Origin of the sequence: Mesorhizobium sp. M0048 (assembly GCF_040323405.1) — a bacterium.
Lineage (GTDB): Bacteria > Pseudomonadota > Alphaproteobacteria > Rhizobiales > Rhizobiaceae > Mesorhizobium.
Map to the genome: position 1 here is coordinate 15,047 of NZ_JAMYUV010000067.1, position 12,488 is coordinate 27,534.

Consider the following 12,488-nt stretch of genomic DNA (forward strand, 5'->3'; position numbering starts at 1 on the left):
CGCATTGTGCGGTCGATCTTGAAGAAGGAGGAGAAAATGATGTTTCGGATACAACCCGCGATGCTGAAGGTAGCCGCGGCCGCATGGTTGCTTGGCGCAACCAGCGCCATGGCGGACACGACCCTAGAATTCACCCAGTGGTGGGAGCCCGAATTGCCGGCCGGCTCGCTCAGGGCAATCATGAATGACTTCGAGGCTGCAAACCCCGGAATCAAGGTGACGCTGGTCAGCGGCCCCTATGCGACCACGCGAGACCAGATCTCGGTTGGTGCTGCAACTGGAACGCTTAGCGACGTCGTCGGTCTCGACGGCGCCTGGGTGAACAATCTGAACGCGCAGAATGCGCTGGCCGACATGAACCCGATGATGGATGCGAGCGGGTTCGACAAGACCCAGGTCGCGGATATCATCAAGGTGGACGGTAAGGCGGTGATGTTTCCCGTGGCTTCGTTCGTCTATCCGGTTTTCGTGAATTTGGACCTCGCCGCCCAGGCAGGCGTGACCAAGCTGCCGTCGACCCGCGCGGAGTTTCTCGAAGCCGCCAAGAAGATGACCCATGCCGACAATAACCAGTATGGCTGGGTGCTACCCCTGTCGCTGCAAACGCCGTCCGGTGTCCAGAACGACATGATGTCGTGGGTCTGGGCATCGGGTCAATCGATGATGGCGGACGGCAAGCCGGCTCTCGAGGGCAAGCCGGTGGTGGATATGCTCACCTTCGTCAAATCGCTGAACGACGCCGGCGTCATCTCGCCCGGCATCGCCACCAAGACCGAACAGGAAAAGGTCGAGGAATTCGTCAACGATCGGGTCGGGATGATGATCGACTCGCTTGCGCACGTGAACCTCATTCGCAAACGCAATCCCAAACTGAACTTCGATCTCATCCCGGTCCCGGTCGTGGAGAACTACAACGGCAAGCGCGGCCTTCCCTACGCCTCCTGGGGCATAGGCATCTCTGCCGCCTCGAAACATCAGGAGGAAGCCTGGAAGCTCGTCCAATATCTGATGGGTGAAAAGGTGAACGCCAAGCTCGTGTCGCTGGCAAACGCCTTCCCCGGCAACGTCAACGCCAAGCCCGATTTCGTGACCTCCGACAAGGCTTTCGGCAAGGCTTTCGAAATTTTCAAGACCGGTTATCTTGCCAATGAGTTCACAGGCCTGCCGGTGGCGGAAGACCTGATGACCCAGTTCGACGTGGAGGCCCAGAAGATGCTCACCGGCGAGCAGTCTCCGGAACAAGCCGCGGCCAACGCTCAAAAGGGCTGGATGGCGAAATTCTGATCGGCCTGTTTCCTCGTTTTCGATCCTCGACCGGGGGCCTGACTTCGGGCAGGCCTCCCGGCAACAACGGATCGGCAAGGTGAGACGGACCTGTTTCCGAAGCCCCTTCTCTTGAAGGCGTATCCCAAGGTTGTCATATGACCCGGCAGAAGCGCTCTCGCCATAGACTGAAACGAGCGGTCGCACCCTATCTCTACCTGTCGCCTTCGCTCCTCATAATCGGCCTGCTGATGCTGCTGCCGATGGTGACGGTGATTGGCTATTCGTTCCAGAACAGCGCAGTGCTGCGTCGCGACCCGTCCTTTGCCGGACTGAAACACTACCAGGCGATCTTTAACGATCCCGTGTTCTGGGCTTCGCTGTGGCATACGCTCTACTTCACATGCATGAGTGTGGTTTTCCACATGACCATCGGCATGATCTTCGCGCTCATGCTGAACAGCGACCGCATCAATCCCACGCTGCGCAATATCCTGCGCGTGCTCTACATTCTGCCCTGGCTGTTCACCGCGGTGATTATCGCCGTGATCTGGCGCCTGCTGCTCGAGCCGAATGGTGTCGTCAACAGCGTTCTCATGCAGATGGGCATCATCGGTTCCAAAGTCGAGTGGTTTTCCTCGCCTGAGACCGCGCTGCACGCCGTCACCTTCGCCAATATCTGGGCGGGCTATCCGCTCTTCATGGTCAGCCTGCTCGCGGGTTTGCAGGGCATTCCCAAGGATTTCTACGAGGCCGCCGATATAGACGGGGCAAAAGCCTACCAGAAGCTGATCTTCATCACCATCCCGCAGCTGATGCCGATCATCATCAGCATCTCGCTGCTGGATTTCATCTGGACCATGCAGGTCTTTCCATTGATCTGGATAACGACGGGCGGCGGTCCGATCTACTCGACCGAGGTCCTCAGCACCTACACGTACAAGCTGGCGTTTTCGAGCTACAACCTGTCGCAGGCATCTGCAAGCGCCGTGGTCATCCTGCTGATCTCTCTCGGCCTGACGCTGTTCTACATCCGCTATCAAAAGGCTCGGTAGTCACCATGAGGAAAAGGCACTCGCCGAAAGACAAGCTGATCACCGCCGCGCTCCATGTCGCGCTTGCCGCAGGGCTCTTTTTCGCGGCCTTCCCGATCTACTGGATGCTGAGCAGCTCGTTCAAGTCGAATACCGAAATCTTTGCCCTGCCACCAACCGTCCTGCCGAAGGCCTTCACGCTGGAAGCGTATGCGGCCATCCTTGGCGACCCGGTAAAGCTGCGCTTCTTCTTCAACAGCTACTTCGTGGCCGGAGCGGTGACAGTGTTGACGGTGCTGATCGCCTTGCTGGCGGCCTATGGGTTCAGCCGTTTCAATTTCCGCGGCAAGGGCAGCCTCAACACGCTCATCATCAGCACGCAGACGATCCCGCCGATCACGCTTTTGATCCCCTTCTTCGGGCTTGTCGTCTCGTATGGCATCTTCGACACCTACGTCGCACTGATCCTGACTTACCTGGTGTTTACGCTGCCCTACGCGATCCTGCTGATGACGGGATATCTGAACACCTTGCCCCGCGATCTCGATGAAGCGGTGGCTGTCGACGGCGGCAGCAGCTGGACGGCACTCTGGCGGGTGATCGTCCCGATTTCACTGCCTGGTATCGTGGCGACGTCGGTCTACACCTTCCTGTTGTGCTGGAACGAATTTCTGTTTGCGCTGACGCTGACGAAGTCAGCGTCCATGCGCACCGTCCCGATCGGCATCCAGCTGTTGATGGGGCAGCACGCCTTCGAATGGAACCAGATGATGGCGATGAGCGTGCTCGGCTCGCTACCGCTCTTGCTCATCTACCTCGTTGCCCAGAGATTCTTCCTCGCCGGCATGACCGCGGGCTCGGTCAAGTAGCATGTCCCTCCCACGGAGAACTGATGGAGTAGGCCGCGCATCGAAATCGATGGATTGGACCTTCTCTGCTGACAGCCGATATTGCCGCGGCCTCGGGCGTCGTCACAGCGCCGCTGATCGTGCCGATGCTGTTCTTACAGCGCCACATCATCGAAGGCCTACGCAGGTAGAATCAAGGAATGAAAGGATGAACGTGAAAGACCTCAAAGTCGGCTGCCAGACCTTCACCTGGGAAATGCTCGGAGACCGCTTTGCCGGCGGCCCCGACGACCTGCTCAAAGCGATCGCCGATGGCGGCTATGCCGGTATCGAGATCACCGACACGATGATCGGCCGCTATGCCGGCAAGCCGGCGGAGTTCGCTGCGGCGCTGAAGAGATCCAGCCTGACGCTGGTCTCCTTCGCCTTCGGTTCGGACAGCGGCTTCACACTCAAGGAGAAGATCGGCGCCGACCTCGAGACCGCCAAGCGCTGGATCGATTTCGCCGCCGCCTTTCCGGGCGCGATGGTGTCCATGGGCTCGGCCACCGTCGTGTCGGACGGTCCGCGCGACGACAAGTTCGCCATTGCGGCCGAGGTCTACAACAAGGCTGGTGAACTCGGCCGCAAGGCCGGCGTCCAGGTCGCGGTGCATCCGAGCTCGCACCACAACACGCTGCTCTACGATCGCGCCGATTACGACCGCATCTTCGGGCTGCTCGATGCCTCGCTGGTCGGCTGGGTGCCGGACACCGGCCACATCCTGCGCGGCCACAGGGACATGGCCGACACGCTCACCACCTATCGCAATCGCATCTGCTACGTGCACCTTAAGGATGTCGATGCGAGCGGCACCTGGGCGATGCTCGGCAAGGGCGTCTGCGACACGGCGAAGGTGATCGAGATCGCCAGTGCGGCACCCAACTTCAATGGCTGGCTGGTGCTGGAGGAAGAGTCCGAGACCGCCGCCGCCGATCCGGCCGGCGCGGTCAAGACCAACCGCCAGACCATGCGCGGCTACGGAGCCTGAGACGATGATCCGCAAGAAAGACCGTCGCCTTCGTGTCGGTGTGCTCGGCTGCGGGCCGATCGCGCAGTTCGCGCATCTGGCGTCCTGCGTGAAGGCGAGCAATGCCGATCTCTACGCGATCTGCGACGCAGCACCCGATCTGCTCGCGCGTATGGGCGCGACCTACGAGGCGCAGAAGATGTATGGCGACTATGACGCGATGCTCGCCGACCCTGCGCTGGAAGCGGTGATCGTCGCCACCTCCGACGCCTATCACGTCCCGATGTCGATCAAGGCTCTGGAAGCCGGCAAGCACGTGCTGTGTGAAAAGCCGATCGGCGTCTCGGTCGAGGAAGGTGAAAAGCTGGCCGATGCGGTCAGGCGTTCCGGCAAGGTGCTGCAGGTCGGGCATATGAAGCGCTTCGATCCGGCGCTCGAGGCAGCGCGCGATTTCGTACGCGACAAGATGGGCGAGATCCTCGCGCTGAAGGCCTGGTACTGTGACTCAACCCATCGCTATACCAACACCGACGCGGTGCAGCCGCTGCCCGTTACCAGCAAGCTGGCGCGCAAGCCGGCCGGCAACCCGAAGGCGGATCCCAGACAGTATTTCATGCTGGCGCATGGCTCGCACCTCGTCGATACGGCGCGCTTCCTGTGCGGCGAGATCACCGCCGTGCGCGCCCGCCTCAACGAGAAATTCGGCGCTTATTGCTGGTTCGTCGAAACGGAGTTCGCCAATGGCGCGCTCGGCCATCTCGACCTCACCGTCGCCGTGCGCATGGACTGGCACGAGGGTTTTCAGCTCTATGGCGAGAACGGCTCGGTGGTCGCGAAGACCTTCAATCCCTGGTACTTCCGGGCGAGTGAAGTGGACATTTTCCACGAGAAGGACGCCACCTCGCGAAAGCCGCTCGGCGCTGACGGCCATTTCTTTCGCCGCCAGCTCGAAGGCCTCGCTGAGACGGTGCTCGACGGCAAGCCGATGCGCGGCGCCAATGTCGACGACGGGCTCGCATCAATCCGCGCCATGGTGGCGATCGCGCGCTCGGTCGAAAGCGGCGAACGCGTCGAGATCGCCAGCGTGACGGGAGCGGTCTGATGCAGATCGGGGTGTTCGCCAAGACCTTCCCGGGCAGCGAGCCTGCCGGCGTGCTGGCGTCTGTCCGTGACGCAGGTTTTGCGGTCACCCAATTCAATCTCGCCTGCGCCGGCCTGCCGTCGATGCCGGATGATGTTCCCGCAGCGGCGATCCGGGCAATCGATGCCGCAGTCGACAGCTCCGGCGTCGGTCTCGTGGCGCTGTCCGGCACCTACAACATGGCGCATCCGGACAAGCAGGTACGCGACGATGGCTTGCGCCGGCTGGCGGTGGTGATCGAAGCCGCCGCAAGGCTTTACACGCCACTCGTCACGCTCTGTACCGGAACGCGCAATCGTGACGACCAATGGGCGCACCATCCGGACAATGCCGATCCCTCGGCATGGACCGACATGGCGGTCGAGATGGAAAAGGCGCTCGAACTCGCCGAGCGTTACGGTGTCGATCTTGGCATCGAGCCTGAACAGGCCAACATCGTCACCTCCGCCCGTAACGCGATGCGGCTCATCGCCGAGATGGGTTCGAAGCGGCTGCGCATCGTGCTCGATCCGGCAAACCTGTTCGAACAGGCGGATGCCGCGCAGGCGCGCGCCATGGTTGCGGCTGCAGTCGAGCGCACGGCGAGCCATGTCGCCATGGCCCATGCCAAGGACCGTTTCGCCGACGGCCGCTTCGCCACCGCCGGGCAAGGCGTCGTCGACTTCGCCGACTTCATCGCCCGGCTGAAGGCAACAGGTTTCGACGGGCCGTTGGTGACGCATGGGCTTTCGGCCGGGGAAGCGCCCGGCGTCGCCCGTTTCCTCAAGGGGCTGCTGTGATGGCGCGCCCGACGATCCTGCTCCGCGATGGCGCCGCGCTTCGGGTTTCCGATACGGGCGACGGGCTGGCGGTCGTCTTCCAGCACGGGCTGGGTGGCGGCGAGGCGCAGGTTGCGCAGACCTTCCCCACCGGCTTTCGTCGCATCACGCTGGAATGCCGCGGCCATGGCGGCTCCGGCATTGGCGAGCGACGGCCATTTTCGTTCGAGATGTTCGCCGACGATGTGCTCGCGGCCGCCGACCAGGCCGGCCTCGACCGCTTCGTTGCCGGCGGCGTCTCGATGGGTGCCGCGATCGCGCTCCGCCTCGCCTGCCGCCATCCCGACCGCGTCGCCGCGCTGGTGCTGGTGCGGCCGGCGTGGACGTTCACGGCAGCACCGGTGAACATGCAGCCTATAACCGAGGTCGCCGAACTCATCCTCGACCGTGGCGCCGACAGGGCGCGGAGTATCTTCGCGCAATCCGAGACGGCGACGCGGCTTTACCGCGAGGCGCCCGACAACCTGTCCTCGCTGTTCGGCTATTTCGACCGACCGGACGCCCACGCCTTCGCGCAGGTGCTCGCCAACATCGCCGCCGACGGGCCCGGGGTTTCCGAGCGCGACGCCGCCGCCCTGCGCATCCCGACGCTGGCCATTGGCAACGCCAGCGACGCGGTCCACCCGCTGTCGGCCGCCTATATGCTCGCCGCAGTCATCCCCAATGGGATCTTCGCCGAGATCACCCCCAAGGCGCTCGACAGCGCCAGGCATTTCACCGAGTTAGACGCCGAGATCTCGGCCTTCCTTCACGCCCACTCGAACGTCCGGAGTCTCATTCCGTCATGATCAGCAAATCTCTCTCAGGCCCCGCCGCGATAGCCGCTCTGCCGCGCAACCGGCTGCTCGGCGAATTCTCGCTGTGGTCGGCCGATCTCGCCAATATGGAGCGCGACCTGAAGCGCATTGAGGCCCATGCCGATCTACATCACATCGACGTCGCCGACGCCCGCTTCACCCCCGGCTTCCTGTTCTTCCCGGATCTGGTGGCGCGCATCGCCAAGCTGACGGCAAAGCCGATCCATGTGCATCTGATGGTCGAGGCCGAAATCGTCGAGGCACAGACGCGGCAGTTCATCGAGGCCGGCGCCGACCTCATCACCATCCATGCCGAGAATGGCGAGGCGGGCTTGCGCGCCGTCAAGCTGGCGCATGAGCTCGGCGCCGAGGCCGGCGTCGTGCTCAGGCTGGAGACGCCGGTCGCGGCAATCGTGCCTTTCCTGCCCGAGGTCACCTTCGTCACGCTTCTCGGCACCTCGATCGGCGTCAAGGGCCAGAGCCTGTCCGAGCAGGCCTGCCCGCGTCTCATCGAGGCGCGCGCGCTGATCAGGAAAGCCGGCCGCGAGGCCGACATCGTGCTCGCCGCCGATGGCGGCATCCGCCATGAGACGGTGCCGCTGCTGCGCGCCGCCGGCGCCGACACCGTGGTGCTGGGCTCGCTCGCCTTCGGTGACCCTGACCTTGCGCAACGCATCGCCTGGCTGCACGGGCTGAAAGCAGCCGCCTGATGAGCACGCTTGCGCTTGCCTTCGATCTCGGCGGCACGGAGCTGCGCGGCGCGCTGGTCGAGCGCGGTGGCGACGTCGTCGCCCGCGTCTCGGCGCCGACGCTTGCCGGCGCAGGATCGAAGGCGGTGATCGGCCAAATCATCACGCTAGCGGACACGTTGCTCAAGGAGCACCCACAAGCGAAAGTCACCGGTATCGGCATGTGTGCGCCCGGTCCGCTCGACCCCAAGGCGGGCATCGTCATCGGGCCGCCGACACTGGCCGGCTGGCACAATGTGCCGCTGATCGACATCCTCAGCCGGCAGTTCGGCCTACCGGTGCGGCTGGAGAACGACGCCAATGCGGCGGCGCTTGGCGAATGGCGCTTCGGCGCCGGCCGCGGCACCGGATCGCTGGTATTCGTGACCGTGTCGACCGGCATTGGCGGCGGCGTCATCGCCGACGGCCACGTTTATCACGGCAGACGCGGGCTGGCGGCCGAGATCGGCCACATGACCATCACCGGCGAAGGCCACCGCTGCTTCTGCGGCGCCGTCGGCTGCTTCGAGGCGGTCGCCTCCGGTACGGCGCTCGGACGCCGGGCGACACGGCTGACCGTGCCGGGCGACGGCTCGCTGCTCCGGCGGCTTTCCAACAATGGCGACGTCTCGGCGCGACACGTCGTCGAGGCCGCGCGGGCGGGTGATGTGGCGGCTCGCGGACTGGTCGAGGCCGAGGCGCAGTGGCTGGGCATCGGCTTCACCAACCTCCTGCATCTCTACTCGCCCGACCTGATCGTCATGGGCGGCGGCCTTTCCAACGGCTTCGACCTCTTGGCACCGACCATCAGGGCGACCATCGAGCAGCGCGCCATGCAAGCCTATCGCGACGTGCCGATCGTTCCGGCCGAACTTGGCGACCGGGCGGGCCTGGTCGGCGCGGCGAGCCTGATCCTATGGGAGGGCGAGCCCGGCACGGCGCTGGCGATGGTGCAGAACGACGAGACGACGACCGGCGCCAGGGAGGCAAGCCAAGGCTGAGCTCAAGCTGCGCGGCGCGCGCAAATCCTATGGAGCCGCCGAGATCATCAAGGGTATCGGACCTCGACGTCCAGGACCGCGAAGTCGTCGTCTTCGTCGGCCCGTCCGGCTGCGGTAAGTCCACGCTGCTGCGCATGATCGCCATCGGGACTAGGCAGCGTCGTGATGTTCGACCAGCGCTTTCGGATTATCGAACAGTACTTCCGTTGGAACCCCGCCGAAGCGAAGGAAGGCTCCTTCCATCCACCTTGGTCACGAGCTCCTGCTAAACGGCACCCCTTGACGAGAGCGGTCAATCCCGCGTCTCGGCCGCGGCGGCGCTATGCTGATGCTCCTTAGGCCGCCCCATTGAACCGGACTCGGGATCACGAACTGCCTCCGTTAATGAATGAACGCTGTCCGTCTTACGGACATTTCATCGTCACCCCGGTGTGCTCAAGCGATACAGGCCATCGCCTGTCATTCAAGGGATTATCGGCTTCGAAAAACAGTGAAGCTTCATCCGTCCTTGCATCCGCTTCGCTCAGGCTCAGCACACGTCAGCAGGTTCTTCACAATCTACGCAAAGAGCGAGGGCGTGTGGCTCAAGCCGGCTTGGCTCGAGGGCCGGAAGTGATCGCGGTGTTCGAGACCAAGCTGACGCGAAGCCCAACGTCGGCTATGTTGCCAATGACGCGGAGCTGGCGCTGGACGCCAGATCCCACGGCGACGGCGCTTATCGCGATGTTCTCTGCCTCATGCACCACTGAGCTGCGCTCCCCGGCGTCCCTATCGACGCGACGGGCAGCAAAACATCATATGGAGCAGGCCCGCTACGTAGCCGGGCACTTGATCCCCTCGATCGCGCTGTGCCCGCTCCCGGCGATCTCGTCGAGCGTGCCGGACGCGAGTGCTCGCAGGTCTTTACCCATCGTGCCGAAGAACTGAGCGGGGGTGCGAGTGGCAGGATTTTAACCTGCGACCCCATCGTCCCGAACGATGTGCGCTACCAGGCAAAGCCGCAGGTTTCTGGGCTCTTTCGTCACGCTCGCTCCGCAATGATTGCATTTCCTTTCGGGCTTTGTGTGGGGAACCTGTGGTGCCACCGCGCCGACTTCACGTTTTCATCGTCACCTATCCCGAGCGAGGTTTTCGTCGCCTTGGCGCAACGTGCTTCTTCGCGATCTTCTCGGCGGCGTCTGCCTGGAAGTCGGGATGATGGTGGCCATAAGTATCGATCAGAACATCCACGGTGATGCCGAGAAAGCCCGCCGCCTGCCACATGTCGGCGCCGGCCCGCATCAGCCAGGTCGCAGCGGTGTGGCGAAGCGTGTGCGAAGTGACGTCGGGACCGAGGCCGGCTGCGTCGCGAGCTCTCCTGAAGCTCTTCTTGACCGACCCCACCGGCTTTCCATTCCACTCCACCACAAAGTCTTGCGATATCTTACGACCAGTATTTGCGCTCTTGCCGCGCGCCTTGGTCCTGATATCGAGATCTGTGCACGCCCAGCGGCGGAGATGCGCCAACAGCCTGTCGGGCAAGCGCACAGGCGGCTGGCGTTTTTTGGTCTTCTTTGCGCTAGCGGCGCGGCGGTAAAAGATGCCGCGGTCGAGGTCCACATAACCATGCCCTTTGGTTGGACGGATGGCGGCACCGCAGACTGCGGCAGAGCGCGTCCCTGTATAAAGCGCGACAAGCATGAAGCGGGCGAGGTGTCGTCCGGTACGCCGGTCGCTCTCCCGGGCCTTCCATTTCTGCTTCATACGCCACGCGGCCCAGATGAGGGCGGCCGCCTCGCTGCGCGTCAACCAGCGCTCGCGCGCACCGGCCTTGTCAGGCAGGACAATCGTCGGTGCGGCAGTCGTGTGGCCTTCCCTGCGGTAGTAGTTGATGGCCGCACGAAGATCCTCGAGTTGGCGGCGCGCAGCGGCTTCGGTGGGACAGAACGCGACGTAGTCGCGGCAAAGCTTGCCGTTGATAGCCGCGAGCGTCTTTTCCCCGAAGAAATCGAGGATCTTGTCCAGCCGAGCCGCCGTCTCTTCCGGCGCGGCATGCTTCGGTGCAACCTCTCTCAGGTAAACGCTGACGACATCGGCTATCAAGACATCTTCGGCACCGCGCGCTCGGTGGTACTTGCTGGCGATGTAGGCCGCGAGCGCCTTTTCAGCTTCAGGTCCTGGATGGCCCTTTTCGCCGCTGCCAGCGCTGATGAACGTTGTTCGATCGCGGATAAACCATCCAGCTTTGTTTCGGAGTGTTCCGTCCTTTTTCCAGCTTTGGTCGCGCCAGACGAGGCGTGGCCCTTTCGACGCCCGCGGCATAGTTCCCTCATTCTGGTGATCGCCAGCAAGGTGACGTACTCCTTTCCTGCGATTAGCTCGGTTTCAAGTCGGCCGGCGTCACGTTCCTTGCGTAGGCCTGCTGCGCACATCGAGCCATCGGGAAAGGCAATTCGTGCTGCAATCGCGACGCGCAGGGGCGTGGTCTCGTCGAATTGGGCGGGGATTTTCAAAACGGAGCCCTCAGCCAATCTCTATGGTCCGATAGTTTCGCTCGGAAACAGACGGATCGCGGTTCGCATTGAGCACACTTTTCTGTCTCGCCATTCCGGATGCCCTGCCGCACGATCTTTTCTCTGAATATACGGCCGCGAAAAGCGCCGACTGGAGGGCCTGCGGCAAAGATGCTCCTTTGACCTGCTAATCGGAACGGTTGCGCTGACGCGCACTCCACGAGCCTTTCGGCTGGCTCCCCACTTCCGTGGCCGGTGGAACCGCTCCTGACTGGCTTCGGCTGTCTGTGCGGCTTCCGTTTTCATGGACTCACTGCCGGGTCGCTTGGGCCTACTCCCGTGCGCCCGGCTTAGTGGGTTCTGCTGATCGCCTCACGCTGCGGTTTCGAACGGTGTCTTCCACCTCGGAGTTGGTCGGCAACCGAAATCTTCATTTGAGTTCATAAAGTTGGAGGGCCGCGCTTGGCGCACTGACGGGTTGAAGGCTGGGAGAGAGGCTCCCGGCGCCCGGCGCGGAGACTCGCAATGACCAAGCATCGGCACCAAGCTGCCCCGACGCGGGCCAGCTTATATGAGGACATCACCAGCAAGATCATCGGCGAGCTGGAGGCCGGTCGGCTGCCCTGGGTTCAGCCATGGGGAATGGCAGCTGCGAAGGCGCCGCTCGCCATGCCGAAGAACGCCGCCACCGACCGGCAATACTCTGGAATCAATGTCCTGATCCTCTGGGGTTCGGTGATCGAGCAGGGCTTTTCAGGACAGAGCTGGCTGACCTTCCGCCAGACGCTCGCGCTTGGCGGTAGCGTCCGCAAGGGTGAGCATGGAACGACAGTCGTCTACGCCCATCGGTTCGTGCCCGACGACGAGAAAAAGCGTACCCGCGAAACCGGCGAGCAAGCCCGATCGATCCCATTCCTCAAACGCTTCACGGTGTTCAACGCCGCGCAGTGCGACGGGCTGCCCGACGATGTTGCGATGGCCACGCACCCGCCCCTACCCGGCCTGATCGAGCCGAAGGTCGAGAGGCTGATCAAGCAGACGGGGATCGATTTCCGGGTTGGTGGCAGCCGCGCCTTCTACGCTCCGGCCCACGATTATGTGCGGGTCCCGCCACCCCAAGCCTACTTCGAGCCGATCAATTGGCATCGGACCGCCCTGCATGAACTCGGGCACGCCACCGGTCATGCCTCACGCCTCAACCGGGATTTGTCTGGTTCCTTCGGCACCAAGAAGTATGCCTTCGAAGAGCTGGTTGCCTTATCCTGACTCTGTAATCCTGTCTCAGAATCAGGCAATGGAAGCACCTTGCCGACGGTTCCGGTGAAGCTCGTCAGACGTCCGGGTCAAGCGTTCCCGC

11 protein-coding genes, 1 tRNA gene and 2 pseudogenes are annotated in these 12,488 nt (G+C 63.1%); 11 read left to right on the plus strand and 3 right to left on the minus strand.

Annotated elements, in window-relative coordinates:
• Positions 1-36 precede the first annotated feature (36 nt).
• The 10 genes and pseudogenes from NKJ84_RS30320 to NKJ84_RS30365 form a co-directional block, all read left to right on the plus strand.
• A complete protein-coding gene (locus tag NKJ84_RS30320) occupies positions 37-1,284 on the plus strand; it encodes an ABC transporter substrate-binding protein (RefSeq protein WP_254818570.1) in 1,248 nt (415 codons plus the stop codon).
• Between the two features lie 137 nt (positions 1,285-1,421).
• The gene (locus NKJ84_RS30325) at positions 1,422-2,318 is read left to right on the plus strand and encodes a carbohydrate ABC transporter permease (RefSeq protein WP_254818569.1); all 897 of its coding nucleotides are present in this window, start codon (positions 1,422-1,424) and stop codon (positions 2,316-2,318) included.
• A 5-nt stretch (positions 2,319-2,323) separates the two neighbouring features.
• Complete coding sequence (locus NKJ84_RS30330) at positions 2,324-3,166, plus strand: carbohydrate ABC transporter permease (protein WP_352509513.1); 843 nt, start codon at positions 2,324-2,326, stop codon at positions 3,164-3,166.
• 187 nt (positions 3,167-3,353) lie between these two features.
• Complete coding sequence (locus NKJ84_RS30335; protein WP_352509514.1) at positions 3,354-4,175, plus strand: sugar phosphate isomerase/epimerase family protein; 822 nt, start codon at positions 3,354-3,356, stop codon at positions 4,173-4,175.
• Positions 4,176-4,179: 4 nt separating this feature from the next.
• Positions 4,180-5,256 carry a Gfo/Idh/MocA family protein gene (locus NKJ84_RS30340; protein ID WP_352509515.1) on the plus strand — a complete coding sequence of 359 codons (1,077 nt, stop codon included), beginning with the start codon at positions 4,180-4,182 and terminating at the stop codon, positions 5,254-5,256.
• Positions 5,256-6,074, plus strand: coding sequence for a sugar phosphate isomerase/epimerase family protein (locus NKJ84_RS30345; RefSeq protein ID WP_352509516.1), 819 nt, complete (start codon positions 5,256-5,258; stop codon positions 6,072-6,074). Before NKJ84_RS30340 ends, NKJ84_RS30345 begins: the two co-directional genes overlap by 1 nt.
• Positions 6,074-6,901 carry an alpha/beta fold hydrolase gene (locus NKJ84_RS30350; RefSeq protein WP_352509517.1) on the plus strand — a complete coding sequence of 276 codons (828 nt, stop codon included), beginning with the start codon at positions 6,074-6,076 and terminating at the stop codon, positions 6,899-6,901. The genes NKJ84_RS30345 and NKJ84_RS30350 overlap by 1 nt, the downstream gene beginning before the upstream one ends.
• Positions 6,898-7,620 carry a ribulose-phosphate 3-epimerase gene (locus NKJ84_RS30355; protein WP_254818563.1) on the plus strand — a complete coding sequence of 241 codons (723 nt, stop codon included), beginning with the start codon at positions 6,898-6,900 and terminating at the stop codon, positions 7,618-7,620. The genes NKJ84_RS30350 and NKJ84_RS30355 overlap by 4 nt, the downstream gene beginning before the upstream one ends.
• On the plus strand, positions 7,620-8,639 hold the full coding sequence (locus NKJ84_RS30360) for an ROK family protein (protein WP_352509518.1): 1,020 nt from the start codon (positions 7,620-7,622) through the stop codon (positions 8,637-8,639). The genes NKJ84_RS30355 and NKJ84_RS30360 overlap by 1 nt, the downstream gene beginning before the upstream one ends.
• 7 nt (positions 8,640-8,646) lie before the next feature.
• Positions 8,647-8,782: pseudogene (locus tag NKJ84_RS30365) on the plus strand (ATP-binding cassette domain-containing protein); the annotation flags it as partial.
• A 791-nt stretch (positions 8,783-9,573) separates the two neighbouring features.
• Here the strand turns inward: NKJ84_RS30365 and NKJ84_RS30370 are convergent.
• The 3 genes from NKJ84_RS30370 to NKJ84_RS30380 form a co-directional block, all read right to left on the minus strand.
• Positions 9,574-9,670: transfer RNA gene (locus NKJ84_RS30370), tRNA-Pro, on the minus strand.
• An 82-nt stretch (positions 9,671-9,752) separates the two neighbouring features.
• Positions 9,753-10,721: a tyrosine-type recombinase/integrase gene (locus NKJ84_RS30375; protein WP_352509519.1), complete on the minus strand. Its 969-nt coding sequence runs from the start codon at positions 10,719-10,721 to the stop codon at positions 9,753-9,755.
• Positions 10,718-11,149 (minus strand): excisionase, encoded by a 432-nt coding sequence (locus tag NKJ84_RS30380; RefSeq protein ID WP_352509520.1) that lies wholly within the window; start codon positions 11,147-11,149, stop codon positions 10,718-10,720. The genes NKJ84_RS30375 and NKJ84_RS30380 overlap by 4 nt, the downstream gene beginning before the upstream one ends.
• 507 nt (positions 11,150-11,656) lie before the next feature.
• On the opposite strand from NKJ84_RS30380, the pseudogene NKJ84_RS30385 reads away from it, so the two are divergent.
• Positions 11,657-12,388: pseudogene (locus tag NKJ84_RS30385) on the plus strand (ArdC family protein); the annotation flags it as partial.
• Between the last annotated feature and the right edge of the window lie 100 nt (positions 12,389-12,488).